Raw genomic sequence first — 26,335 nt, 5'->3', positions numbered from 1 at the left:
TCAAAACACCCCCCCCCCCCACCCCCGCTCCTACAGATCGTGTTTACAGCGCTGACGCCTCAAACCGGGCCTTGGCGCGGATCAGGTCAGCATCCACGGCATTCAGGCCGTCGATAAAAGCGGTGGCAAACGAGCCGGGGCCTTTGGCCGTGGTTTCGGCCAACTCGGCCGCCAGGGCAAAGTGCACATGGGCGCTCACCAGCGCGGTCAGGTAATCGCTGGCCACGGCGGTGTAGGCCGCCACCAGCGCGCCCAGCGAGCAACCCGAAGCGGTCACCTTGGGCAACCAGGCACTGCCGCCGGCAATTTTGATCAGCCACGGGCGCGGCGGCTCTTGCGCGTCGCCCACCCAGCCCACCACATGGTCAATCGCACCCGAGGCCGATACGGCGGCGGTGTGCTCCAGCAACTGCACGGCGGCGGGCACCGCTTGTGCCGGGTCGTTGGAGGTATCAAAACCGCGAGCATTGCTGCCCAAACCAGCCAAGCCGATGATCTCGGAGGCATTGCCACGAATTACCGCAGGTTTGAACGCCAGCAGTTGCGCCGCCACCGAGCCGCGCCAGGCCAGCCCGCCTGCGCCAATCGGGTCCAGCACCCAGGGCCGTCCAGCCTCATGGGCGGCGGCCACGGCCAGGCGCATGCCTTCGACCTGAGCCGAGTTCGGGGTGCCCAGGTTGATCAGCACGGCACCGGCGATGCGCGCAAAGTCGGCGGCTTCTTCCGGGTTGTCGACCATCGCTGGCGCCGCCCCGGCGCTGAGCAGCACGTTGGCCATAAAGTTGGCCGACACCACATTGGTCAGGCACTGCACCAGCGGCGTGTTGGCCCGTAGCGCGGCGTGTGTGGCGATCACAGATTCAAGTGTCGGGACGGCAAGGGCAGGGGAGTGGTAGCTCATATACACCTTCGTTGATAAATAAAAATGACTGACACAACCTTCTGTAGGAGTGAGCTTGCCTCGCGATCTTTTGATCTTTAAAAGCTCGCTCCCACAGAGGATGTCTATTTCTTTTTAAAACACGTGAGCCAAACGCAGATTCAGCTGATAGTCGCGCTCAAAGCCGCCGCGAACGTTCAAATCCTTGGCCAATGTCACTTCCACTTGATCCTTGGCGGTGATCTGGGTGGCGTATAGCGCGCGCCACTGATCAACCCGCGTGCGGGTGCCGTTGTCGACGCCGTCCAGTTGTTGCGCACCGCCCCAGGTGTGGGAATAACCCACCGACACCCGTGAAGTGTCCGTCGGGTGATAGCTCAACCAGTTGATCACCTGGTAGGACTTATCCTGTTTTAGCGTCTGATCACCGCCGCCTGCCTCCGTGTTTTTGCCGTACCAGGTCATGTCGCCGATTAAGTCCCAGCTCCAGTATTGCCCGAAGCCTTGTACAAAACCGCCCTGCAAGATGCCCTTCCAGCGGTTTTCACCCAGGTTGAAGCTTTCGTGCTTATCGTAAGTACCGGTCGGGGCGACGATAAACGGCGAAATACCAAACCAGCGGCGTGCTTGCGGGTTGTTGACCAACCATACGGTCGAGGTGAGCTGCACGTCCCCGATCCCGCTGTTGCCGTCAATTCGCTGGCCGCCGATTTTCGCGTCATGCAACTGCCCGAACGGCAACACCACCTGCGGGTCAATCGTGTAGCCGAACACTTGCATAAAGTGCACGTAGCGCAAAATGCCGATGTCTGAGCGAAAGCGATTGTTGCCCTCGACTTTCTTGCCCGACGCATCGCGGTACGTGTCGGCAGACGAATGTTGGTAATACAACAACCCCAGATCCGTACCCGGCGGTGCTGCAATGTAATCACCTGGATCGGCTTCAGCCGCCAGTGACTGCTGGGTGACGGACAGTAGGCTTAACAGCGTTAATGGCAAGGCGAAATTGTTTGTCTTCATGGGTTTATTGAAACGTCAGTCGTCATGTTTACGGGGATATGGAAATCCGCAAGGGCGACGGTTGTTTCCTGTGACGAGAAGCCTACTCAGGCCGTGCTTATAATCAAAATCACATTTATCACTAACGATAGTGATATAAAAAAGCTCTCCATATGCACTTCGGTAATAAGCTTATATGCATTTAAATAAGCCGCGCATTGCGTTGACAGTTGCGAAACAAGCTCATTAGGCTTCGCCGAAATGCCAGTGCGGCGTGCCCAGTATTCAGTGCAGAGGAAGCCCCCGTGGCCTTGAAAGTCTTATGGTATTTGAGCTTTGCCGACGGCTCTTATCCGTGGTGCCCGGGCGGGTTATATCCGATGGAGTTCGAGCGTTATCGCGCGCTGGCGCAAACCATTGAAGAGGGTGGGTTTTATGGGGCACACGTTGCAACCTGGCCCAATGACCCTTTTATATCGGCCTCATTTGCCGCCAGTTATACCCGGCGCATCAAGTTTCTGATTTCTTTTTATTCACGCATGGCCCCGGCCAAGTTGTTGGCACAACAGGCACTGACTTTTGATCAATTCACTCAAGGTCGATTGTTGGTCAACCTGGTCAATGGCCGCGACAACATCATGCAGGGCTATGGCATTACCACCTCCCATGCCGACCGCTACACACTGGGTATTGATTACTGGCGCAAGTTTGCATTTTCGTATGCGCAGGGCAGTAAAACCTACTTCCCGAATACCCCGCTGGAAATCCACCCGCAGCAAAAAGACGGCGTGCAACTGTGGGGCACCGGGGATTCGAGTGCGGGCGTGGCGCACGCGGGCGAGTTGGTCAACGTGTACATGACCATGCTTCGAGAAGTGGATGTGGTCACTGAAAAATTTGCCAAAGCCCGGCAGGCTGCACACGCGGCAAAGCGCGCATTCAATGGCTTGGGCGCCCTGGCCAGCGTGGTGGTGCGGCCGACTGACGCCGAGGCGCTGGCGCATTTTTATTCAATGTTTGAAGCCACCGGCGTTGAAGTCCTGCGGGAAAAAATAAATGAATCCATCGTCCGGCGCACGGGCGGCAAGTTCAACTTCACCAACTTCGTGGCCCCGGACGCCAAGCGCGCAACATGGCTTGAGCGGTTGCGTCAGCGACAACTGCCAACCCTTGAAGAGTTGCGTCTGGAAAATAACGTTTATGCCGGAATTACCGCGTGGTCGACGCTCGATGTATTCGGCACCGGCTCTTCATCTGCTTATATTGTTGGATCGCCCGACAGTATCGTTAGTACGCTGGGTATTTATCAGCAAAAGGCCGGGCTGACGGTAATAAGCCTGTCTGCCTGGCCCCTGCAAGAAGAGGCCGAGTACGTGGCCAAGTTGCTGTTGCCACGGTTGGCTGAATAGCGTGATATCGATATAAGAAGCTACGAAAAATATATAAACATTTGTTTACATGTGTTTGGTTTTCAACACGTGTTCGGCAGTAGTGCAGTAAGCGAACAGTCGCGTTGACAACATTTATTTTATAAACACCCGTAAATAAAGCACTTGGCCAGTTGGCACGTTCGCTGCAATAGCGTTGTCATCGTGAGATTGACTATTCCAATAGAAACTCGCCTATTTTTTATTTCAGGTGGGGAAAGAAATTGAAACGCGTGCATTTGGCTACTTCTGCTGCTTTACGACATTCATCCATATTAGCTGTTAGCAGCGCCTTATTAACCCTTGCGCCTTTTGCCCTGGCCGATGACGCGAGCCCCAATGGCGAGCGACGCCTGGGCACGGTCACCGTGCAGGCGGCGCAACAAAGCGAGGTGCAAGCGGCAAAAGCCAAACTTGACGAAGTAGCAGGCGGGACCAGCCTGGTCACCCAGGCGGAAGTGGAAAAGGGCCGCTCGGCCACCCTGGAAGACACCTTGGCCTACCAGCCGGGGGTGTACGCCCAGGCGGCAGGCGGTAACGATGCAATCAAGATTTCCATTCGCGGCTCTGGGGCCAACACCTCGCCGGGGTATTTCCGTGAAGGCACCAAGTTTCTCTTCGACGGCCTGGCGCTGACCGGTGCGGGCGGCACGCCGTATGAGCTGCTGGATACCCAGGGCCTGAACTACACCGAAGTCTTGCGCGGCGCCAACGCCTTTGAATACGGCGCCTTGTCGCTGGGCGGCGCCATCAACTTTGTCACCAACACCGGTCGCACGGCGCCGGGTACGCGCATCAAGGTCGAAGGCGGCAGTTTTGGCTGGGAAAAAGAAACCCTCAGCACCGGCGGCGTGGTGGGCGATGCCGATTACTTTGTCAGTGTCGACAACTCCAGCCGCGACGGTTTCCAGGATTTCACCTACACCAAGGCCAAAGGCATTGTCAGCAACTTCGGGTACCGCTTCAGCCCCAAACTGGAGACCCGCGTGTACCTGCGTTATCGCGAGGAATACCACGAGAACTCGGGCCAGCTGACCCTGGCGCAGTTGAAGAAAAAACCGTCGCAAACCAACATCGCCACCCGTGATTCACGTGCCGATTCCACCAAACTGGGCTCGACCTGGATCGGCAGTAAAACCACCTATACCTTTGACGATGACGCCAAGCTCGAAGCCGGGCTGGTGTACCACGACTACCCGCAGATCCTCAGCCGCAAAAGCTCCGTTAACCCTAACTACTGGGATTGGCGCGACATCAACTACTCGCTCAATTACACCCGTAACGACCATGTCTTCGGCCTGTCCAGCACCACCACCGCAGGCTGGACTAGCACCCAGCATTTGCAGGCTGGTGCGCGCACCTACAAAGGCAGCAAAGACCTCGGCATCTTGCAGAAAGACGTCAAGTACGACGGCTCGTTCGACCATGTATTCAGCCTGGGCAACGACCTGGGGCTGACCGACAACCTGTACCTGGCCACCGGCGTATCGGCGATCCAGATCAAGCGTAACGTCAAGGTCACGTTCAGCGACCGCCCCAACACCAGCGGCCTGCCGAGCCAGTACCTCTACGATGAATGGCGTTTCGCGCCGCGCATCGGTCTGCGCTATTACATCGCGCCCGATGTGCAACTGTTCGGTAACGTCAGCCGCACCATCGACCCGCCAAGCTCCTGGTCTATTTCCGGCTCCGGGGTCACCAGCAACTACACCAAGCCGCTGGTGCCCCAAACCGCTAACACCGTGGAATTCGGCATCAAGGGCAAGTACGGCATCTTCGACGGCAGCCTGGCGTTCTATAAATCCTGGATTCACAACGAACTGCTGAACGTTCAGGTACTCCCAGCGACCGCCACCACGGCGGCGGTGGTGTCCACCTCCAATGCCACGCCCACCATTCACCAAGGCATTGAGGCGGGCTTGAGCACCCGGCTGTGGGAAGGCGACAACGGCGACACTCTGACCTGGCGTCAGGCGTACACCCTCAACGACTTCCACTACAAAAACGATCCGCTGTTCAAAAAGAACGAACTGCCCGGCTTGCCCAAGCACATCTACCAGGCTGAGTTGCAGTACCAGTTCGCCAACGGCCTGTACGCCGGGGTCAACGTGCGCACCGCCTCGAACACCGCCGTGGACTACGCCAACACCTTCTACGCCCCGTCCTACACCTTGTGGGGCGCACGGTTCGGTTTCGACGATCCGGGCAAAACCTGGCAGGTGTATGTGGACCTCAAGAACCTCACCAACAAGGCCTACGTAACTGCCGTGGCACCGTCCTACGACGTGCAAGGCAAAGACACGGCGGTGCTGTACCCAGGTGACGGTTTCGGCGCCTTTACCGGTGTGACTTACAACTTCTAAGCCAGCGCAGCCGGTGTCGCGCATGTTCGCGGCACCGGTGGAGGAAGCACATGACCCTGATCACAAGGCTTGCTCGTGTGGCGCTGGTTGCCAGCGTCGTGGTGCTGGGCGCTTGCAAACCGGCCAGCGAAGCACCGCGCGCCATCGTCGTCAATGCCGATGCCAGCGCCAGCCAGCCCGATGACTACCGCGAAAGCAGCCCCGGAAAACCGGGCGGCACGCTGCGCCTGTCGACCTCATCTGACACCACCACGCTCGATTTGCATTCGATTTCCCACGGCAATACGCAATGGCTGGGGCGCATCCTGTTTGACTGCCTGGTCTACCAGGACGAGCAGGGCAATATCAGCCCTTGGCTGGCCAAGTCCTGGGATATTTCGCCAGACGGCAAGACCTATACCTTTCACCTTCGCGACGACGTGACCTACAGCGACGGCGAGAAATTCAATGCCCGTGCCGTGCAGCTCAACCTTGAGCACATGCGCGACCCCAAGACCAAATCACCGCTGGCGGCGGCCTACATCGCCCCGTACGTGGACGGTCGCATCATTGATGAGTACACCTTTGAAGCGCACCTGCGCGAACCCTATTCGCCGTTCCTCGACGTGCTGGCGCAGTCGTATCTGAGCATGCTGTCGCCGCGCCAGATCGTCGAGGCACCCAAATCCATCGCTGAACACCCCATCGGCACCGGGCCGTTTGTGCTCGAAAGCTATACCCGCGACCAAGGCCTGAACTTCGTCAAGCGCAAGGGTTACCACTGGGCACCCGAGGTCACTGGGCATCAGGGCGAGGCCTACCTCGACCGCCTGGAAGTGAGCATCGTGCCCGAGGCAATGATCCGCTTCAGTTCGCTGGAGTCGGGCCAGTCTGACTTTACCGTCGATGCGCCAACGCAAAACGCCAAGGCCATCCGGCAAAACCCCGATTTGCACTTCCGTAGCCTGATCCGCAAGGGCAATCCGTTTCGCAGCATGCAATTCAACACCGAGAAGTTCCCGTTTCAGGACGTTGTGGTGCGTCGTGCGGTGACCAAAGCGGTTGATCGCGATGGCATTGCCTGGATCGCCGGTTTTGGCGAGTACCAGCCTAAAAGCGATTTTCTGGCCAGCAACACGCGCTTCTACGACCCGGCCTACAAAGACGTGCTCAAGTACGACGTGGCCGAAGCTAACCGCCTGCTCGACAGCGCCGGTTGGGAGCAGCGCGACGCCGAAGGTTACCGGGTTAAAAATGGTCGGCGCCTGGCGGCCGAGTTGCTGACTTTCGAAACTGGCGCCTACCCCAGCAGCATTGCCGTGGCGATTCAGGCTGACCTGAAAAAGGTCGGCTTCCAATTGACCATCGACATCGCGCCGCTGCCGCAAATTCTCGAAAAGCGCTATGCCGGCAACTTCCAGGTCATCGCCGCGGGCTACTGGCACACCAACACCCCGGACGGCCTGTACATCCTCTACCACAGCAAATCCATCAGCACGCCGAGCTTTATCGGCCAGAACATCGGCAGTTTTCGCGACGAGCCACTGGACGCCGCCTTGAGCGCTGCACGGCAGACCACCGACCCGGTTGAATTACAAAAGCTCTACAGCATCGCCCAGCAACGCCTCACCGAAAACGTCCCGGCGGCGCCGGTGTACGAGAGCCACGTATTGGTGGCCTACCGCAACGCGGTCAAGGGCTTGATCTTCGACACCTCGCACAACACCCCGATCTTCACCACGGTCTGGCTCGACCAGGAGGCCAAATGAACCCGCTGCGCCTGATACTTCGTCGACTGTTGTCTGGCATTGGCGTGCTGTGGGGCGCGGCAACCCTGACCTTTCTGGCCATCAACCTGAGTGCGGGCGACCCGGCGATGGCCATTCTCGGCGGACCGGGGGCCAACCCCAGCGCCGAGCTGATTGCTCAAGTGCGCGCTGAATACGGCCTCGACCAACCCTTGATCGTGCAATACGGCCAGTACCTGGGACGCCTGGCCCAGGGTGATTTGGGCGACTCGTACAACTTGCGCCGACCGGTGGGGCAGGTTATCAGCGGGCAACTCGGCGCCACCGTGCAGTTGTCGTTAAGTGCGGCGGCCCTGGCAGTGTTGCTGGCCGTGCTGGTGGCGGTGCTGAGCGCCAACCGCGCGCCTTGGGTGCGTTCGCTGGTGTCGGGCACGGAGTTGGTGCTGTCTTCGGCGCCCTCGTTCGTGATCGGCCTGGGGCTGCTGCTGGTGTTCGCGTTCGGCTGGCACCTGTTGCCGCCGTCCGGCTCCAACAGTTGGCAAGCGTTGATCCTGCCCAGCGTCGCCTTGGCGTTGCCAGTGGCGGCGGTGCTCAGCCAAGTGCTGCGCCAGGAACTTGAAGACATCCTTGAACAACCCTTTATCGCCATGGCCCGCGCCCGTGGCCTGTCTGAAACCGGCGTGCGCCTCAAACATGCGTTGCGCCACGCGCTGGTGCCGTTGGTGACCTTGTCAGGTTTTGTCTTCGCCAGCCTGCTGGGTGGGGCGGTGGTAATCGAGTTGCTGTTCTCCCGCCAGGGCATCGGCCGCCTGATGCTCGACGCCGCCGTTACCAAGGACGTACCGCTGCTGCTGGGGATCACCCTGCTGGCGGCAGCGATTTATGTGGTCGTGAACTTTCTCGTCGACCTGATCAATCACCTGGTGGACCCGCGTGCGAAAGCCGTGTGACGCCATCTTTTCGCAAGGACTTGCCATGACCGACACCACTTCCTACCGCGCATTGAAGGCGCGTTTCCAACCGCTGTTCGACCAGATCGGTGCGGGCGCCATCGACCGCGAGCAGCACCGCGAACTGGCCTTTGAGGCGGTCAACCTGCTGCGTGAATCGGGCTTTAGCGCACTGCGCGTACCCCAGGCCCACGGCGGCGCGGGCGTCAGCTTGCCGGTGCTGTTCCGGTTGTTGATTGATCTGGCCGAAGCCGATTCCAACCTCCCGCAAATCGTGCGGGCGCACTTCGGCTTTGTCGAAGGGCGTTTGTCCAGCCGCGATGCCGCCTCGCAGGATTACTGGTTCGCCAAAGTGGTGGCCGGGCAGTTGTGGGGCGCGGCCATGGCCGAGCGCAGCGACAGCAGCACCAACTCGGTGTCGTTGGCGCCCACAGACCCGCACAACGAAGCGGCAGGCTGGGTACTCGACGGCGAAAAATATTACTGCACCGGCACCCTCTACGCCGATTGGGTGGCGGCCGTGGCGATGCATGACAAAGACTTTTTCAGCGTGGTGGTGGCCGTCGATGCGCCGGGCGTGACCCGTGAAGACGACTGGGACGGTTTCGGCCAACGCCTGAGCGGCAGCGGCACCACCCGTTTTGATCAGGTGGCGGTGGCGCCAGAGCACGTGCTGCGCCGCTTCAAGCCCGGCGAGTTGCGCGCCGAGTCTTACATCTCCTCGTTCTACCAACTGTTCCACCTCGCCACCCTGGCCGGGATTGCACGTGCCGCTCTGCGTGATGCCACCGCGTTTGTGCAAGGGCGCACCCGCGCATTTGGTGTGCCGGGCCAATCCAGCCCTAAAGAAGACCCGCTGGTGCAGCGGGTGATCGGGCGCCTGTCGAGCCTGGCCTACGCCAGCGAAACCCTGGTGCTGGCCACCGCCGAAGTGCTGGAAGGCGTGCATCAGGCAGAACTGACTGACAGCGCGCAGGAAGCTGATTACGTCAACGCCGACATTCGTACCTTCCAGGCCCAGCAAGTGGTGCTGGAACAAGTGCTCGAAGCCACCACGCTGCTGTTTGAAGTCGGCGGCGCCTCGGCCACCAGCCAGGCCCGACGCCTGGACCGACACTGGCGCAACGCTCGCACCCTGGCCTCGCACAACCCGGCCATCTACCGCGAGCGGGCGCTGGGCAATTACTACCTCAACGGCATCAGCCCCGGCGCTGCGTGGCGCGCCCTGCACGAGCAGGACAGCGCCCACGGCGCTACCCGCGATGAAGCCAGCGCGGTCTAGGCCACAGATCAGGAGCTGCACCCATGAGTCAGTCCATCCCACAAGGCGGCTTGATCCAGGCCGAATCATTGTTCGCCGCTCAATCGTATAGTGCGCGGCGTTGGGCGATACGGCCCGGTCTTCTGCTGGCCGGGTTGTTTGTCTTACTGCTGCTGGTGGCGGCCATCCAGCCGGGGTGGCTGGTGTCGGGCGATCCACTTGATGCCAACTCGCGCCTGGCGTTTAGCGCCCCCGACAGCCTGTTCTGGCTGGGCGCCGACGAAAACGGTCGCGACATCCTCACCCGGCTGGTCTACGCCGTGCGCCCGTCGTTGGTGCTGGGCGTGGCCGCCACCGCCGTGGGCTTGCTGCTGGGCACTTTGTTGGGCCTGACAGCCGGGCTAGGCCCGCGCTGGCTGGATGGCGCGGTGATGCGCGTGATTGACGTGTTGCTGGCGTTCCCCGACCTGTTGCTGGCGCTGGTGATCATCACCTTCTTCGGGCAGGGCCAGCTCAACATCATCCTCGCCATCGGCATTGCCAACGTGCCGCGTTACGCACGTTTGGTACGCGCACAAACCCTGGTGGTGCGCGGCGCCGGCTATGTCGAGGCGGCGACCACGTTGGGGTTGCCCCGGCACTCGGTGATCTGGCGGCACGTGCTGCCCAATGCGATCAAACCGATTCTGATCCTGGCCACCATCGGCATTGGCGGCAACATCGTCAACGGCGCGGCCCTGAGCTTTCTGGGCTTTGGCGCACCGCCACCCGCGCCAGAGTGGGGCGGGATGCTCGCCGTGGGCCGCAACTACCTGGCCAATGCCTGGTGGCTGGTGGCATGGCCCGCATTGGCAATCACATTGACCGTGGTCTCGATCAGCGCGATCGGCCGCGAACTGTTGCGTCGCAGCGAAGGTAAACGGGCATGAACACAGAACCCCTGATCGATGTGCAAAACCTGCAAGTACGTTTCGGCACCCATGCAGTACCGACCCTCAAGGGCGTGAGTTTCCAGCTGCACCGTGGCGAGTGCCTGGCGCTGGTGGGCGAGTCGGGCTCGGGCAAAAGCGTGACCTCGCGCACCCTTGCCGGGCTTACCGGCGCGCGGGCGCACGTGCAGGCCAGCAAGCTGGCCTTTGCCGGGCAAGACCTGCGCCAGTTCGATGAGCGCACCTGGCGCAAAATACGCGGCGCGCAGATCGGTTTTGTGATGCAGGACGCGCTGGGTTCACTCGATCCGTTACGCCTGGTGGGCAAGGAAATTGCCGAACCGCTGCAACTGCATACCGATCTGAGCCGGGCACAGCGTGACGCCAAAGTCATCGAGCTGCTGCGCTCAGTGGGCGTGCCAGAACCCGAGTTGCGCGCGCGGCAGTACCCGTATCAGTTGTCGGGCGGCTTGCGCCAACGGGCGTTGATCGCCTCGGCCATTGCCTGCAACCCGCGCTTGCTGATCGCCGACGAACCGACCACCGCCCTCGACACCACCGTGCAGGCGCAGGTGTTGGCGCTGCTCGAATCCCTGCGTGGCGAGAACACCGCGATGTTGATCGTCAGCCATGATTTGGCCGTGGTTTCGCGGCTGGCCAACCGCGTGGCGGTGATGCACAACGGCATCATCGTCGAGCAAGGCAGTGTCGACGAAGTGCTGCACGACCCGCAGCATCCCTACACCCAATACCTGTTGCGCACGGGCAGGGCGGTGCACTTTCGCCGCAACCATGGCGCGGCGCGCGCACCGCTGAGCATCGTGCCGCCCAAGACCGACCAGCCTCCTGCGCTGTTGCAAGTCAACGGGTTGAGCAAATCGTTCAAGGGGCCGGACGGCAAACAGCGCACTGTGGTCAACCAGGTATCGTTGCAACTGCGCCGGGGTAAAACCCTGGGCATCGTCGGCGAATCCGGCTCGGGCAAAACCACCTTGACCCGCATGATCCTCGGCCTGGAAACCCCGGACAGCGGTGACATCCACATCAAGGGCAAGCCCTGGCTGAAGCTCTCAGCCGAGGAAAAACGCCAACTGCGACGCAGCATCCAGGTGGTGTTTCAGGACCCGCTCAGCTCCTTCGACCCGCGCTATAGCGTGCGCCGCGTACTCAACGAAGCGCTGGAAGTGGCCGGGCATAAGCGCAGCGAATGGCCCCACCGGGCGGCAGAACTGTTGGCGTTGGTGAAACTCGATGCGGCCTTGCTGGAGCGGCGCCCGATTGAACTGTCGGGCGGCCAGCGTCAGCGCATCGCCATCGCCCGTGCACTGGCGGCGCAGCCGCAAATACTGGTGTGCGACGAACCGGTGTCGGCTTTGGATGTGTCGGTGCAAGCGCAAATACTTGAGCTGCTGGATGACCTCAAACAACGCCTGGGCCTGGCCTGCCTGTTCATCTCCCACGACCTGGGCGTGATCAACCACGTCAGCGATGACGTGCTGGTGATGAAAGACGGCGTGGTCGTCGAAAGCGGCCGCGTGCGCGACGTCTTCGACCACCCTCAGCACCCGTATACCCAAGCCCTGCTGGACGCCATCCCGCACCTGGAAAGCGGTCGCCGCATGGCCTTCGACTTCCTGAAATTGGCCATCTAACCCCGTTCTACGCCCTGTAGGAGCAAGCTTGCCTAGCGATCTTTTGATCTGGCCTGTGCGATGCCGAAAGGGCTAAACCGTGCAAAACGTATCCTCACCGAGAACCTTTGAGTGACCATCGCCCAAACCCTCCCGCAGACTCGTCCGCTATCGCGACGAGTGCCGATGATCATTGGCTGTGCACTGTGCATGGAACTCATCGACTCCACGGTCGTGATGACCGCCTTGCCGCAAATGGCCAGCGACTTCGGCGTGCCGAGCATCCGCATGAACCTGGTGGTCTCGCTCTACATGCTCGGGGCTGCGCTGTGTGTGCCGGTCAGCGGCTGGGTGGCTGACCGCTACGGGCCGCGTCGACTGTTCGTGATCGCCATCTCGCTGTTTATCGCCTCATCACTGGCCTGCGCCGCGTCCAACTCACTGCTGCAACTGTGCCTGGCGCGCATGCTCCAGGGTGCGGCGGGGGCGATGATGGTGCCCGTGGGGCAGTTGATCCTGCTGCGCTGGTCGCCACGCGAAGACTTGCTGCGCAACCTGTCTTACCTGACCATTCCGGCGCTGATCGGCCCCATGCTTGGCCCACCGTTGGGCGGCCTGATGGTCACCTATTGGTCGTGGCACTGGATCTTCCTGATCAATGTGCCCATCGGTTTGGTCGGTATCGTGCTGGTGCTGCGCCATGTGCCGTACTACCCAGGTGTGCATGAACAGCGGCTGGATGTGCGCGGGCTGGTGCTCAGCGCAATAGCCATGGCGGCGTTGGTGTTCAGCTTTGAAGCGTTGGGCCACGGGCTGTTGCCGCGTCCTTGGGTGGTGCTGATGATCGCCGTCGGCGTGCTTTGCGGCGCGTTGTACATTCGCCATGCACAACGCTGCGCCGAGCCGTTGCTGGACCTTAAACTGCTGCGCATCCCCAGCTACGGCATCAGCTTTTGGGGCGGCAACCTGCTGCGCCTGGGCACTTCGTCCTTGCCGTTTTTGCTGGTGCTGATGTTCCAGTTGTGTTTTGGCTTGAGCCCCTTGCACGCCGGGCTGCTGACATTGGCCGGGGGCGCCGGGGCCTTTGCAATGAAACTGCTGGCCGTGCGTGTGGTGCGCCGTTACGGCATCCGCCGCACGTTAGTCATTAATGCCGTGCTCACCGGACTGACCCTGGCCTCATGCGCGAGTTTTACCGACGCCACACCCTACAGCGTGATCGTGTTGATGCTGTTTGGCAGTGGGGTCATTCGCTCATTGCAATACAGCACCCTTGGCGCGCTGACCTACGCCGATGTACCTGCCGCATTGAGCAGCCGAGCCAGCAGCCTGTCGGCCATGACCGTGCAACTGAGCATGAGTGTTTCGGTAGGCCTGATGGCCTCACTGCTGGGCGTGTTGATGAACCTGCGCGGGCACAGCGTGCCGCAGACCAGCGACGTTGCCGCCATGCTGGTGCTGTGTGGCCTCGCTTGCATGGCTTCGGCGCTAATATTCCGCCGCCTCGCCGCCGGTGCGGGCGAAGCAGTTTACTGATCCACATCCCCTGTAGGAGCGAGCTTGCCTCGCGATCTGTTGATCTTGATCTAAGAGCCCCCTCACCCTAGCCCTCTCCCGAAGGAGAGGGAACCGATTGGGGGATGCTGAAGATACTCGGTGGCCTGTTTGCTGCGCGACAGCGCGGCGTCGAAGACGGCGCGGCCCCTCCTACACGTTTTGTGTCGTGCATCAAATCCCTCAATAGAAATTCCTCAAGCCTACATGCACTGCCGACCTGCCTGATTTCTAGCGCATATTCATGCCTATACCGTGCGGCGCTCTCCTACAGGAAGGCGTCTTATGAGCAACAAGCAAGCCTGTATCTGCATGCGCTTGTGCGTAGAGCAGCAAACGAGGTCGGCCTTTAGACGAATTTAATCCAGAAACGGGTGAGCAAACTAAACCTGCTGATAAGACACGGAAAATTGAGCCATGAACTTTTTAATCATGGGGTTCGAGAAAGGCAACGATGAACTTGTTTATGAACACGAAGTAAATCTGCCTGTTCAAGATTTAATGCTCGTTATGAGCTGGGCTGACAGCACAGATTGTATTGGTGCAGATTTTCTTATGTCACCCGCTCAAGCCGAGGAAATATCGAATCTGGCGTTAGTTCGCTTTCCTACCGGCCTGAATCTATATCTAAGTAGTTGTGAGTAACTCAGAGGCTGTCATCCCAAGCTCCGGGCGCCAGCGCCCGGACAGGTCGGCCGGATCGTGGCTGATCGGGTTCATTGAGCTTTTGCCGTTGAGCTACGTATCCGTCTTGCCCTTCAATCCGCAAGGTCACTTCTCAGTTGCGTACATCGTCGAGGCTGAAATGCTCCTCGAACAGGCGGATAAACGGCCAAAGAAATAGAAATATCAATACTACCTGTGAGGTTTGCGATGGGCTTGAAAGTTAGATTGGCTTGGTATAGCAAACGTACAGAGCTGGGGGAAGGGAAAGAGTTGTCTTCAGACTTTGGGGATGATGTCGCTATTCTGGTACAACTAAACTTATCAGCTGAGCAGGATGTAAATAATGGGGAGTTTGATGTCAAAGATGACTGGCTCATTATTTTGCAACCTTTGTTTGTACATTGCGTCAATCTGGATGCTTTCGACTATCAAGTGTCATTTAACTATAAAAAATAATGCCTGGATGGAGCGCTGCCAATAGGGAACTCTCGAGAGGTTAAATAAGCGTGCTCCCCCTAAATAAATCAGCGATGACAATGAAATTACGACTAACAGGCTTTCTCCCCGTACCGACGGATGATGATCGGGTGAAGTTTAAATTTTTTATCAACGAATCTCTTGAGAGTTCCGCACTCACCTTAATGGGGTGGACACATTTAGACGATGCCCTAGGCGGTGAGCAGGAACTTACACCCGTTCAAGCTGCAGCGTTCGCAGGGCTGTTGGAAGAGCCACAAATTATCGATCTGACGCTATTTATTGGCTGTGTTTCTTAAGCAATCTGGAGCGATTGAGCCATGATGCATACAATTTCGGCTTTCGATAAAACGACCGAACTTATGGTTTTTGAAATTGAGATTCCGCAAAAGAATCTCCCAGAGCTCAAATTCATCATGGCGTGGACAGAGCCTGAAGATGAAATATTTGGATATGACTTGAGTTCTGAGCAGCTACAGAAGCTTGAAGAACTCCTTGGTCAAAAAATTTATGACCAACGCTATGACTTTCAGCTAAGTAGCTATGCCTAGTTATTGGGGGCAGGCGCTACAAACCCAGCGCCTGCCACTGCGCAACGCCTTACCCCAACAACCCGCGCCCCGCCAGATTCTTCATCAAATCCCCCACGCCGAACGTCCAGCGCGGGGCCTGGTCGCTGGTGGTGACGCGGTTGTGCAGGGCGCCGAGGGTGGTGGAGGCAATGCTCACCACATCACCCTTTTTGTGGGTAAAGCCCTGGCCGGGATGGTCGCGGTCGTCGGTGGGGGCAAACAGGGTGCCGAGGAACAGCACAAAGCCGTCCGGGTATTGGTGGTTTTCGTTGAGGGTCTGTTCGGCCAGGTCGGCCGGGTCGCGGCTGATCTGGTTCATTGAGCTTTTGCCGTTAAGCACGTAGCCGTCTTGCCCTTCAACCCGCAAGGTCACTTCGCAGTTGCGCACGTCGTCGAGGCTGAAGTGTTCGTCGAACAGGCGGATAAACGGCCCCAGGGCGCACGAGGCGTTGTTGTCTTTGGCCTTGCTCAGCAGCAGCGCGCTGCGGCCTTCGAAGTCGCGCAGGTTTACGTCGTTACCCAGCGTTGCACCGTGGATGCGCCCGTGGCTGTCGACGGCCAGTACCACTTCGGGTTCGGGGTTGTTCCAGCTGGAGCCCGGGTGGATGCCAATCGCGTTGCCGCTGCCCACGGCGGCCAGAATCGGCGCCTTGGTGAAAATTTCGGCGTCCGGGCCGATGCCGACTTCCAGGTACTGCGACCACATTTTTTGCTCGATCAAGACCTGCTTCAGGCGCATGGCCTCTGGGGAGCCAGGTTTGAGATCGCGCAGGTTGTCGCCAATGGCGGCCTGCACCAGGGCGCGGATTTCTTCGGCACGCAGGGCATCACCACCGGCTTTTTCTTCGATGACCCGTTCGATCATGCTGGAGGCAAACGTCACGCCTGCGGCCTTGATCACTTGCAGGTCGGTTGGGGCCAGCAAGTAAGGTTTTGCCGGGTCGCGCTGTTCGCCGCTGTTGGCCAGCAGGTCCTGAACCGAACCCAGTGAAGTGCCGTTGATGTCACGTACGCGGTGCAACGGCTGGTCGGTGTCCAGCAACAGGCTCAGGGTCGGGAAGTGCGCGCTGCAGTCGATCACTTCGCCGTCACGAATCACCACAACGGCCGGGCCACCTTGCTCGCCCGGGAGCCATACACGGCCCACCAGGGTTGCGCGTTGCCAGTCATCTGGCAGGGAATTTTCAACGGTTAATTGCAGCGTGTTCATGAGAGCAATCCTCAAATTTTGGGCGAACGTGTCCTGTAGGAGCGAGCTTGCCTCGCGATCTTTCAAGATCAAAAGATCGCGAGACGAGCTCGCTCCTACACAGGGAACTGAGCGTTAATGAGAGTGGCGGGGCGGGCCGTTTTCCGGGATCACGCGCCAGTACAGGGTCGCCGGCTCCAGGCATCCGCCGGTGGACAATTGGCCGACCAGTTGGCGGTACAGTTCCTGCCACGGGGTTTGCGACGGGGCCAGCGGTGGCAACGGTTCTTTGCGGCGTTCGTCGAGTTCGGCTTCGTCCACCAGCAGGTTGACGCTGCGGGCGTTGAGGTCCACACGCAGGCGGTCACCTGTGCGCAGCAACGCCAGACCACCGCCCACCGCCGATTCCGGCGACATGTTGAGGATCGACGGGCTGGCCGAGGTGCCGCTCTGGCGACCGTCGCCCATGCACGGCAAGGAGTCGATACCGGCCTTGATCATGGCGGATGGCGGGGTCATGTTGACCACCTCGCCGCTACCCGGGAAGCCCACGGTGCCACAGCCGCGAATCACCAGGATGCAGCGCTCGTCGATGTCCAGCGACGGGTCGTTGATGCGCGCCTGGTAGTCCTCCGGGCCTTCAAACACGATGGCCCGCGCCTCAAAGCTGTTGGGCCGTTCCGGGTCGCTGAGGTAGGTGCTGCGAAAGGCCTCGCCCACCACCGACATCTTCATGATGGCGCTGTCGAAGAAGTTGCCGCTGAGCACGATAAAGCCCGCGCGGTGCATCAGCGGGTCTTCGTAGGAGCGGATCACGTCGCGGTCGCCGGTCACGCAATCAGCGACCACCTCACCCATCTTGCGGCCGCTGACGGTCAGGCAATCGCGGTGCAGACGGCCGACTTTGTCCAGTTCATGCATCACCGCCGGAACGCCGCCCGCGCGGTGGAAGCTCTCGCCCAGGTATTCACCGGCCGGCATGCAGTTGACCAGCAACGGCACGTCTTCGCCGACGCGCTGCCAGTCGTCCAGTGAAAGGTCGATGCCGCTGTGGCGGGCGATGGCGATCAGGTGCGGCGGGCAGTTGGTGGATGCACCCAGGGCCGAGGCCACGGCGATGGCGTTTTCAAAGGCGGCGTGGGTCATGATTTGCGACGGGCGCACGTCTTCGCGCACCAGATCAACAATGCGCATGCCGGTGGCATAGGCCATTTGCCCGCGCTCACGGTACGGCGCAGGGATGCTCGCGCAACCCGGCAGCGACATGCCCAGAGCCTCGGCCAAAGCGTTCATCGACAGCGCGGTGCCCATGGTGTTGCAGTGGCCCACCGACGGCGACGAGGCCGTGGTCAGGGTCATGAACCCTTCGTAATCAATCTCGCCGGCGCTGAGCAAATTGCGCGCATGCCACAGCACGGTGCCGGAGCCGATGCGCTGGCCTTTGTGCCAGCCGTCGAGCATCGGCCCGCCGGACAGCACGATAGACGGCAAGTCGGTGGTGGCCGCGGCCATCAGGCAGGCCGGGGTGGTTTTGTCGCAGCCGGTGGTCAGCACCACGCCATCCAGCGGGTAACCGTGCAGCACTTCGACCAGGCCCAGATAGGCCAGGTTACGGTCCAGCGCGGCGGTGGGGCGACGCGATTGCTCGGCAATCGGGTGCACCGGGAATTCCATCGGGATCCCGCCCGCATCGCGGATGCCGTCCTTGACCCGCTTGGCCAGTTCGATGTGATGCCGGTTACACGGCGTCAGGTCGCTGCCGGTCTGGGCGATGCCGATAATCGGCCGCCCGGATTGCAGTTCTGCGCGGGTCAGCCCTTGGTTCATGTAGCGCTCGACGTACAGCGCAGTGAGGTCCGCATGGCTGGGATCATCGAACCATAACTGGCTGCGCAGGCGGCGTGGGGTTGAATCGGTCATGGCAGGCTCCAGCAAATTATTGTTATTCAGGCAATGTGTTGTTACGGCGTAATTGACGGATCAGGCCGGCGTGGTCGAGTTCGCCATCTCCGGCCTCGACCATCGCCGCGAACAGGCTGTCGACCAGGCTGCCCACCGGCAGCGACAAGCCCAGCGTGTGCGCCTGGGCGAGGGCGGTGCGGGTGTCCTTGAGTTGCCACTTGGCCGGGCCGCCGGGGGTGAAGTCGTTGCTCAGCATGCGCTGGCCGTGTTGGCGCCAGATCGGTGAGTCGACAAACCCGCCCATCAGGGCTTCATGCACTTTGGCCGGGTCGGCACCGCCGCGCTCGGCCAGCAGCAGGCCTTCGGCGACGGTGGCAATGGTGCTGGCGACGATCAATTGGTTGACCAGCTTTGACAGCTCGCCAGTACCCGCCGGGCCGACGTGCACCGGACGACCCATGGCCGCGAGTACCGCGCGGCCTTGTTCGAAGGCGGCTGTTTGGCCGCCGACCATGATTGCCAGGCTGGCTTCACGGGCCCCGCGCTCGCCACCGGACACCGGCGCATCGAGGTAACGCAGCCCAAGTTCAGCACTCAACCGGGCTTGCTCGACGGCTGTGTCGACCGGGATCGAACTCATCACCACCACCAGCGAGCCAGGTGCCAGGGCCTTGGCGGCGCCGTTTTCACCAAACAGCACCTCGTCACAGGTCGGCCCATCGCTGAGCATGCAGATCAGCACATGGGCGCCTTCGGCGGCCTGGGCCGGGGTGTCAAACACTTCGGCGCCTTGTGCGGCCAACTCCTGGGCCTTGGTCGCCGAGCGGTTCCACGCCCGCACCGGGTAACCGGCGTGCAACAGGTTGCGGGCCATGGGCTTGCCCATGATCCCGGTGCCAATAAACGCTACAGTTTGCAGGCTCATGCCTTGCCTCCTACGGTGGCTGTGGCCGGGCCGCTCGAGCTGCCCAGCGACACTTTGTTACGCGGCATCAGCACCATGCCCAGACCACCGGCGCCGACCAGTGCGGCGATCACCAGGAAGCCTGGGGTGTAGCTGCCGGTGACGTTGTACAGATAACCGGTCAGGTAAGGGCCGATGAAGCCGCTGAGGTTGCCGATGGAGTTGATCAGGCCGATCCCCGCCGCCGCGCCGAGGCCGGTCAGCACTTGCCCCGGTACGGCCCAGAACACATTGATCGCGCTGTACACGCCCATCGCCAACAGGATGAAGCCAATCACGATGATCCACGGCTGGTTCAGCCACAGCGCTACGGCAATCGAAACAGCCGCCAGCATTGCTGCGCCGCCCGCGTGCCAGTGACGTTCTTGCAGGCGGTCGGAACGACGGCTCCACCAGATCATTGCCACGGCGGCCAGAGCATATGGAATGGCAGTGATCAGACCGTTTTGCATCAAGCCGATCTCTAGCCCGAACGAGCCGCGGAACGACGCCAGTACGGTCGGCATGAAGAAGTTCATGGCGTTGGAGCCGGAGGTAATGCCGAAGTACACCAGTGCCAGCAACCAGACCTGACGGCTGGACAGGGCCTTGCGGATCATCTGCCATTTGCTGGGCTGGACGCCCACCACCAGCGGTTTGTTGCGCTCTTCGTGTTCCAGGGTGTTGATCAGCCAGTTGCGTTGCGCATCGGTCAGCCAATGGGCCTGGGTGGGGTGGTCAGTGAGGTAGAAGTAGCAGACTACGCCAAGAATCACTGCCGGTACGGCCTCGACGATGTACATCAGGCGCCAGCCGACGAAGCCCAGCGCGTCGCCCATTTCCATGAGGCCCACCGACAGCGGTGCGCCGATGACTTGGGCGATGGGTACGCCGAGGTAGAAGGTGGCGATCATGCGGGCGCGATAGCGGCTCGGGAACCACAGCGACAGCAGGTAAATCACCCCCGGAAAGAACCCGGCTTCAGCGATGCCCAGCAGAAAACGCAGCGAGACAAAATGCACCGGCGTCTGCAAAAAGCCCATGGCCCCGGCGATGATGCCCCAGGTCACCATGATCCGGGCGATCCACACGCGGGCGCCGTAGCGGTGCAGCAACACGTTGCTCGGCACTTCGAACATGAAGTAACCGAGGAAGAAAATCCCCGCGCCCAGGCCATACAAAGTCTGACTGATACCGATGTCATCGTTCATGCGCAGGGCGGCGAAGCCGACGTTGTTACGGTCCAGAAAGGCGACCACAAACAGCAGGATCAAAAAGGGAATCATGCGCTTGGTGACGCGCTTGATCGTCTGTTGCTCGATGTCAGTGACATCCGGAAGTGGGGTGGTCATGTCGCACGGCCTCAGTTTTTTATTGTTGTTTTTTCTATCGGAGCGAGCTTGCCGCGCGATCTGTTAAACGATCAAAAGATCGCGAGGCAAGCTCGCACCTACAGGGGTGTTTAGTGTGCAGTGTCCTCTATGTGCGCACGCACGATGGCATCAAAGTCCGGGTCGGCGGTAAAGCCCAGTGCGCGGGCACGCGGGGCCTCGACCTTGCTCGGCCAGCTTTCGACAATGCGCTGGATGGTCGCGTCCGGTTCCCAGCGAATCAGTTGGGTCGCTTCATCACCGGCCACCCGTTGCAGCGCCGCGACCATGTCGGCCACGGTGGTGGTCACCCCCGGCAGCGGGATGATGCGTTCGCCACCCAAGGTCTGTGGCGACAGGGTCATGCCCAGCAACATCGACTCGACAATGCGTCGTGGCGAGGTCAGGTACACGCGGGTGTCCGGACGCACCGGGCACACGGCGGGCAGGCCTACCAGTGGCTCGCGGATGATCGAACTGAAGAAGGTCGACGCGGCCTTGTTCGGTTTGCCGGGGCGCACCGCTACGGTCGGCAGGCGCAACACGCGACCGTCGACAAAACCTTTGCGGGCATAGTCAGCCACCAGCAATTCGCCCACGGCTTTCTGCATGCCGTAGGACGATTGCGGGGTGAGTACGGTGTCGTCATCCACCACCTCTGGCAGCTTGCCGCCGAACACCGCGAAGCCGCTGGTGTACACCAGGCGCGGCGCAGTGCCTTGCTTGCGCAGGGTTTCGAGCAGCAGCATCAGACCGTGCAGGTTGACCTGCATACCCAAGTCAAAATCTGCCTCGGCGGCCGAGCTGACCACCGCCGCCAGATGCCATACCAGGTCCACACCATCGGTGACACGGGCGATGACTTCAGGGTCGGCGACATCGCCAGTGACCACCTCGATACGCGGGTCGTTGGGTACGTCTTCACCGGCAAAGGCGTCGAACAGTACGATGCGTTCAATGGTGCGCGGCGCTTCGCCTTCCAGCGTCAGGGTGTTCAGATCTGCCAGGCGTTGAGCCAGTTGCTTGCCGATAAAACCGGTACCGCCAGTGATGAGGATGCGCATGTATAGCTCCTGTTTCTTATAGTTGTTTGAGCGGTGTAATCAGTCGGCTTGCACCGTGCGTTGCTGCTGTTCGCCAAGCCCTTCGATGCCCAGGCGCATGCGTTGGCCTGCGCGCAGGAACACCGGTTCAGGCTTGACCCCAAGGCCCACGCCCGGCGGTGTGCCGGTGGAAATCACATCGCCCGGTTGCAGTGACATGCAGCGGCTCAGGTAGGCAATCAGCGCCGGAATCTGGAACACCATGGTGTTGGTGTTGCCGTTCTGGTAGCGCTGTCCGTCGACCTCAAGCCACAGGCTGAGTTGGTGCGGGTCGCGCACTTCATCGCGGGTCACCAGCCACGGGCCGATCGGGCCGAAGGTGTCAAAGCCCTTGCCCTTGTCCCAGGTGCCGCCGCGTTCCAGTTGCCATTCACGTTCGGACACATCGTTGATCACGCAGTACCCGGCGACGTGGTCCAGGGCGTTGCTTTCGTCGATGTAGCGGCCGCCTTTGCCGATCACCACGCCCAGCTCGACTTCCCAGTCGGTCTTGACCGAGCCGCGAGGGATTTCGACGTCATCATTGGGGCCGCAAATGGCGCTGGTCCACTTGTTGAACACCACCGGCTCCGACGGCACCGCCAGCCCGGATTCAGCGGCGTGGTCGGCGTAGTTAAGGCCGATGCAGATAAACTTGCCGACCTGGCCGACGCACGCACCGATGCGCGGCGAACCGCTGACCAGCGGCAGGCTGGCCGGATCGATTTTACTCAGGGCTTCCAGGCTTGCAGGCTCCAGCGCCTTGCCGGCGACATCGGCGATATGCGCCGACAAATCACGGATATTGCCTTGGGCATCCAGCAGACCGGGTTTTTCCTGACCTTTTTCGCCGTAGCGCAGCAGTTTCATAAAAGCTCCTGTATCGAATTAAAAACCTGACCTTGCGTAGGAGCGAGCTTGCCTCGCGATCTTTGAGAAGATCAAAAGATCGCGAGGCAAGCTCGCTCCTACAGTGGGAATTAGTTGCTCATCCCGCCATCAATAATCTGCGTGGTGCCGGTGGTGTAGCTGCTGGCATCGCTGGCCAGGTACAGCACCAACTGGGCGATTTCTTCGGCGCTGCCGATGCGGCCCATGGGCTGACGAGCCACGAACGCTTGATACACCTCGGCCTCCGAACGCCCTTGCTCACGGGCCTGCTCGGCGATGCGTTGGCGCAGCGAAGGCGAATCAACAGTGCCTGGGCATATCGCGTTACACCGAATGCCTTGACTGATGTAATCGGTCGCTACCGATTTGGTCAAGCCGATCACCGCCGCTTTGCTGGCGGTGTAGGCAAAACGGTTCGGTACACCCATCACGCTGGACGCCACCGAAGCCATGTTGATGATCGAGCCGCCACCGTTGTTCAACATGCCGGGCAAAAAGGCGCGGATCATCCGATACATGGCAGTCACGTTGAGGTCGAAAGAGAATTGCCAGGCGCGCTCGTCGCACTCCAGCAAGGCCCCGCTGTGCACATAACCGGCGCAGTTGAACAGCACATCGACAGGGCCGACTTGCTGGCTGATGGCTTCGATGGCAGAGGGCTGGGTGACGTCCAGCGGCAACGCCTGAATCCCGGGGATGTCGTGCAATGCATCGACGTTCAGGTCAGTGGCGATAACCGTGGCGCCGGCATCGCGCAAGGCCAGTACCGAGGCGCGACCAATACCGTTGGCCGCCGCAGTGATCAAAACGCGTTTGTTGGCGAGGTTCATGAGTGCTGATCCATTGTTCTTATGGGCCTCACACTAATGTTGCGCTGCGATAATCGCCAATGAGATATTCTCAAGCCTCAATAACGGGAGGTTATCGAATGGTCGATGTCGCATTTAATCAACTGTGCAACTGGTTACGGTTCCGCCATCTGGTGTTGATCGACACCCTGGCGCGCACGCAAAACATGCATGCCACGGCCCAGGAAATGAACATCAGCCAGCCGGCGGTGAGCAAGATGCTGCGCGAGATCGAGCACCAATTGGGCTTTGATGTGTTCCAGCGTTTGCCGCGCAGCATGACCCTCACCGACCTGGGCAACCACGTGGCACGCTTCGCGCAAATCGCCCTGAATGACACGCAACAGTTTGTCGGCCAGATCAACCATCTGCGTCAGGGCGGGCATGGTTTTTTGAAAATCGGCACCATCTATGCGGCCACGGCGGTGGCCATTCCGGCGGCCATTGTCGAGGTCAAAAAAAGCTGGCCGCTGCTGACGATCGAAGTGCTGGAGGGCACCAGCGCGAACATGCTGACCATGCTCGAACACAAGAATCTGGACCTGGTGGTGGCGCGCTTCACGTTGGACCGTCACCGCGAACTGTTTGACTTCCAGTCCTTGGCCCCTGAGCCGCTGTGCCTGGTCACGGGCAGCCATCACCCGTTGGCCGGGGCCAGTGAAACACCCTTGAGCGAGCTCGGCAGTTGGCCGTGGGTGGTGTACCCCACCGGCACGCCCATGCGCGCGCGGCTGGAGCGGGCGTTTGTCGAGGCGGGCATGCAAACCCCGGAAAACACTGTCGAAACCGTCTCGTTGCAGACCACCCTGCAACTGCTGCAAACCGCGCCGGTGATCTCGATGCTGGCCGAGTCCATGGTCGAGCCGGAGGTCCAGGCCAGGCGCCTGATTCGTCTGGCGTTGCCGTTTCCGCTGGTGCTGGCCGACTACGGCATCATCACCCGGCGCAACGAGCCGCCGAGTTGGTCGATGCAAGCCTTTATCGATGCCTTGTTGAACGACCCGAATGCCCTGCAGGGTGCCTGGCAGACGCCTTGATAACGCGGGGTTATTGACCGATGGAATCTTGTGATTGGGCAGTGGCACGGTGGGCATCTACAGTGCGGTTTGCCCACCCGCAAATGTGTGTGCTTGCGAGGAGGGCGCCAACGCTCACTAGAGGCGCATATGAAAACAATAAAAAGCTTCAAGACGCTGACTATTTTTTTCCTGTTCATGATTGGAGTCGTCAACTACCTCGATCGCAGTGCACTCTCCATCGCCAATACCACCATACAGAAAGACCTCGCCATCAGCCCCATGCAAATGGGTGTCATGCTCTCAGCCTTTTCCATCGCCTACGCCTTTTCGCAATTACCCCTTGGCGCCCTGATCGACAAACTCGGCAGCAAACTGGCGCTCGGTGGTTCGTTGGTGGTGTGGTCGGTGGCCCAGGCGGCCTTTGGGCTGTTCAGCAGCTACGGACATCTGGTCGGCCTGCGGGTGTTACTGGGGATCGGTGAAGCACCCGTATTCCCGTCGGCGGCCAAGGCCTTGTCCGAGTGGTTCGACACCCAGGAACGCGGCACGGCCACTGGTTGGGTGTGGTCCTCGACCTGTATCGGCCCGTGCCTGGCGCCGCCTTTGCTGACGTTGTTCATGGTCCATCTGGGCTGGCGCGGGATGTTTATCCTCACGGGCGTGATCGGTTTGGTCCTGGCGCTGTGCTGGTTCAAGTTCTACAAAAGCAAAGCCGAATACATGGCTGCAACCGGGCGTGCCGAGCCGGTGGCAGTGCAACAGAAAGCGGCGCCTAAACTGCGCTGGACCTCGCTCTTCAAAGAACGCAACACCTGGGGCGCGTTTCTCGGTTTTATGGGCGTGATCTACATGATCTGGCTCAACCTGACCTGGTTGCCGGGCTACTTCGAGCGTGAACACGGCCTGGACCTGTACCGTACTGCTTGGGTGGTGTCGCTGGCCTACTTGTTTGGCGCCTTGGGCACCATCGTCGCCGGGCGCTGCTGCGACAAACTGGTGGCGCGTGGCATGCGCGTGTTGGCCAGTCGCAAACTCATGGTGATTTTGGGGCTGCTTGGCGGGGCGCTGTTTACCCTGATCGTGGCCTTCACCACCAACGTCGTCGCGTGCGTGGTGCTGCTGTGCCTGACCATGTTCTTCATCAACATCTCCAGCGCCACCGCGTGGATGATCGTCAACACTATCGTGCCGTCGGAGCGTGTGGCTTCGTTTGGTTCGATCCAGAACTTTGGTGGCTACCTGGCGGGTTCCATCGCACCGATCCTGACCGGTTTCAGCGTGCAACAGAGCGGCTCGTTTTCTTCGGCGTTCGTCATCAGTGCGGTGGTCGCGATCTGCTCGGCGTTTGCGTACTTTGCGCTGCTTAAAGAGCCTTCGGCGCCGGTATCGCGGATGGGGGGTGTGCCTGCAACGGCATGATTTGATGTGTTTCGGTGTACATATTCATTGGATGCTCAACGGTGATCTACGGGGGGGCGCCCTTACGGCGGGGCACTTTTTGCGGCAGCGGCGTAAGGGCGTAACCCCAGGTGGCCGTTACCTATCGAATGGATATGTACCCAATTATTCAGTCGTTATCCCCGTGTACATATCCATTGGATGCGCAACGCCGATCTACGGGTTTCGCCCTTACGGCGAGGCACTTTTGTCAAACA

Annotated in this window: 23 protein-coding genes and 2 pseudogenes; 15 read left to right on the top strand and 10 right to left on the bottom strand. The window is 60.4% G+C overall.

The genetic code is table 11. The features are described from left to right. Window positions 1-43: 43 nt before the first annotated feature. The gene (gene thiM / locus NTD86_RS06425; RefSeq protein ID WP_262201321.1) at window positions 44-901 is read right to left on the bottom strand and encodes a hydroxyethylthiazole kinase; all 858 of its coding nucleotides are present in this window, start codon (window positions 899-901) and stop codon (window positions 44-46) included. Between the two features lie 114 nt (window positions 902-1,015). Then, entirely contained in the window at window positions 1,016-1,900 is an 885-nt protein-coding gene (locus NTD86_RS06420; RefSeq protein WP_262201320.1) for a transporter, read from the bottom strand. A gap of 284 nt (window positions 1,901-2,184) precedes the next feature. Here NTD86_RS06420 and NTD86_RS06415 point away from each other — a divergent pair, with 284 nt between their 5' ends. The 10 genes and pseudogenes from NTD86_RS06415 (at window position 2,185) to NTD86_RS06375 (ending at window position 14,366) form a co-directional block, all read left to right on the top strand. Continuing rightward, window positions 2,185-3,288, top strand: a complete 1,104-nt coding sequence (locus tag NTD86_RS06415; RefSeq protein ID WP_262201319.1) for an LLM class flavin-dependent oxidoreductase — start codon at window positions 2,185-2,187, stop codon at window positions 3,286-3,288. Between the two features lie 251 nt (window positions 3,289-3,539). Further along, on the top strand, window positions 3,540-5,669 hold the full coding sequence (locus NTD86_RS06410) for a TonB-dependent receptor family protein (protein ID WP_410016954.1): 2,130 nt from the start codon (window positions 3,540-3,542) through the stop codon (window positions 5,667-5,669). A 50-nt stretch (window positions 5,670-5,719) separates the two neighbouring features. Then, window positions 5,720-7,417 (top strand): ABC transporter substrate-binding protein, encoded by a 1,698-nt coding sequence (locus tag NTD86_RS06405; protein ID WP_262201317.1) that lies wholly within the window; start codon window positions 5,720-5,722, stop codon window positions 7,415-7,417. Beyond that, window positions 7,414-8,346 carry an ABC transporter permease gene (locus NTD86_RS06400; protein ID WP_262201316.1) on the top strand — a complete coding sequence of 311 codons (933 nt, stop codon included), beginning with the start codon at window positions 7,414-7,416 and terminating at the stop codon, window positions 8,344-8,346. Before NTD86_RS06405 ends, NTD86_RS06400 begins: the two co-directional genes overlap by 4 nt. Before the next feature lie 25 nt (window positions 8,347-8,371). Next, the gene (locus NTD86_RS06395) at window positions 8,372-9,628 is read left to right on the top strand and encodes an acyl-CoA dehydrogenase (RefSeq protein ID WP_262201314.1); all 1,257 of its coding nucleotides are present in this window, start codon (window positions 8,372-8,374) and stop codon (window positions 9,626-9,628) included. 23 nt (window positions 9,629-9,651) lie between these two features. After that, the gene (locus tag NTD86_RS06390) at window positions 9,652-10,536 is read left to right on the top strand and encodes an ABC transporter permease (protein WP_262201313.1); all 885 of its coding nucleotides are present in this window, start codon (window positions 9,652-9,654) and stop codon (window positions 10,534-10,536) included. Further along, a complete protein-coding gene (locus tag NTD86_RS06385; protein ID WP_262201312.1) occupies window positions 10,533-12,188 on the top strand; it encodes a dipeptide ABC transporter ATP-binding protein in 1,656 nt (551 codons plus the stop codon). The genes NTD86_RS06390 and NTD86_RS06385 overlap by 4 nt, the downstream gene beginning before the upstream one ends. Before the next feature lie 165 nt (window positions 12,189-12,353). Then, a complete protein-coding gene (locus NTD86_RS06380; protein WP_262201322.1) occupies window positions 12,354-13,703 on the top strand; it encodes an MFS transporter in 1,350 nt (449 codons plus the stop codon). A gap of 361 nt (window positions 13,704-14,064) precedes the next feature. Next, window positions 14,065-14,142: pseudogene (locus tag NTD86_RS24330) on the top strand (hypothetical protein); the annotation flags it as partial. After that, window positions 14,139-14,366, top strand: a complete 228-nt coding sequence (locus NTD86_RS06375) for a hypothetical protein (protein ID WP_262201311.1) — start codon at window positions 14,139-14,141, stop codon at window positions 14,364-14,366. The pseudogene NTD86_RS24330 and the gene NTD86_RS06375, both read left to right, overlap by 4 nt. A 39-nt stretch (window positions 14,367-14,405) precedes the next feature. On the opposite strand, the pseudogene NTD86_RS06370 reads toward NTD86_RS06375, so the two are convergent. Beyond that, window positions 14,406-14,559, bottom strand: a pseudogene (locus tag NTD86_RS06370) (fumarylacetoacetate hydrolase); the annotation flags it as partial. Between the two features lie 35 nt (window positions 14,560-14,594). On the opposite strand from NTD86_RS06370, the gene NTD86_RS06365 reads away from it, so the two are divergent. From NTD86_RS06365 to NTD86_RS06355, 3 genes are all read left to right on the top strand, one after another. Continuing rightward, window positions 14,595-14,843 carry a cloacin immunity family protein gene (locus tag NTD86_RS06365; protein WP_262201310.1) on the top strand — a complete coding sequence of 83 codons (249 nt, stop codon included), beginning with the start codon at window positions 14,595-14,597 and terminating at the stop codon, window positions 14,841-14,843. Between the two features lie 80 nt (window positions 14,844-14,923). Further along, window positions 14,924-15,163: a pyocin S6 family toxin immunity protein gene (locus NTD86_RS06360; protein ID WP_262201309.1), complete on the top strand. Its 240-nt coding sequence runs from the start codon at window positions 14,924-14,926 to the stop codon at window positions 15,161-15,163. A gap of 21 nt (window positions 15,164-15,184) precedes the next feature. Continuing rightward, window positions 15,185-15,415 carry a hypothetical protein gene (locus tag NTD86_RS06355; protein WP_262201308.1) on the top strand — a complete coding sequence of 77 codons (231 nt, stop codon included), beginning with the start codon at window positions 15,185-15,187 and terminating at the stop codon, window positions 15,413-15,415. Window positions 15,416-15,464: 49 nt separating this feature from the next. On the opposite strand, the gene NTD86_RS06350 is transcribed toward NTD86_RS06355, so the two are convergent. The 7 genes from NTD86_RS06350 to NTD86_RS06320 form a co-directional block, all read right to left on the bottom strand. Continuing rightward, complete coding sequence (locus tag NTD86_RS06350; RefSeq protein WP_262201307.1) at window positions 15,465-16,646, bottom strand: fumarylacetoacetate hydrolase family protein; 1,182 nt, start codon at window positions 16,644-16,646, stop codon at window positions 15,465-15,467. A gap of 114 nt (window positions 16,647-16,760) precedes the next feature. Beyond that, window positions 16,761-18,545, bottom strand: a complete 1,785-nt coding sequence (locus tag NTD86_RS06345) for an IlvD/Edd family dehydratase (RefSeq protein ID WP_262201306.1) — start codon at window positions 18,543-18,545, stop codon at window positions 16,761-16,763. Between the two features lie 22 nt (window positions 18,546-18,567). Continuing rightward, window positions 18,568-19,452, bottom strand: a complete 885-nt coding sequence (locus NTD86_RS06340) for an NAD(P)-dependent oxidoreductase (protein WP_262201305.1) — start codon at window positions 19,450-19,452, stop codon at window positions 18,568-18,570. Beyond that, complete coding sequence (locus NTD86_RS06335; protein WP_262201304.1) at window positions 19,449-20,822, bottom strand: MFS transporter; 1,374 nt, start codon at window positions 20,820-20,822, stop codon at window positions 19,449-19,451. The genes NTD86_RS06340 and NTD86_RS06335 overlap by 4 nt, the downstream gene beginning before the upstream one ends. Window positions 20,823-20,932: 110 nt before the next feature. Beyond that, entirely contained in the window at window positions 20,933-21,904 is a 972-nt protein-coding gene (denD, locus tag NTD86_RS06330; RefSeq protein ID WP_262201303.1) for a D-erythronate dehydrogenase, read from the bottom strand. A 39-nt stretch (window positions 21,905-21,943) separates the two neighbouring features. Then, window positions 21,944-22,792: an ureidoglycolate lyase gene (locus tag NTD86_RS06325; protein WP_262201302.1), complete on the bottom strand. Its 849-nt coding sequence runs from the start codon at window positions 22,790-22,792 to the stop codon at window positions 21,944-21,946. A 110-nt stretch (window positions 22,793-22,902) separates the two neighbouring features. Beyond that, window positions 22,903-23,643: an SDR family oxidoreductase gene (locus tag NTD86_RS06320; RefSeq protein ID WP_262201301.1), complete on the bottom strand. Its 741-nt coding sequence runs from the start codon at window positions 23,641-23,643 to the stop codon at window positions 22,903-22,905. Between the two features lie 98 nt (window positions 23,644-23,741). Between NTD86_RS06320 and NTD86_RS06315 the strand changes: the two genes are divergently transcribed. After that, window positions 23,742-24,698, top strand: a complete 957-nt coding sequence (locus tag NTD86_RS06315) for a LysR family transcriptional regulator (protein ID WP_262201300.1) — start codon at window positions 23,742-23,744, stop codon at window positions 24,696-24,698. A 129-nt stretch (window positions 24,699-24,827) separates the two neighbouring features. Further along, on the top strand, window positions 24,828-26,099 hold the full coding sequence (locus NTD86_RS06310) for an MFS transporter (protein ID WP_262201299.1): 1,272 nt from the start codon (window positions 24,828-24,830) through the stop codon (window positions 26,097-26,099). The last annotated feature ends 236 nt before the right edge of the window (window positions 26,100-26,335 follow it).

Origin of the sequence: Pseudomonas sp. 7P_10.2_Bac1 (genome assembly GCF_025465935.1) — a bacterium.
Classification (GTDB): Bacteria; Pseudomonadota; Gammaproteobacteria; order Pseudomonadales; family Pseudomonadaceae; genus Aquipseudomonas.
Note: the sequence above shows the minus strand (reverse complement) of the source record. Positions and strands in the feature narration are given on the sequence as shown.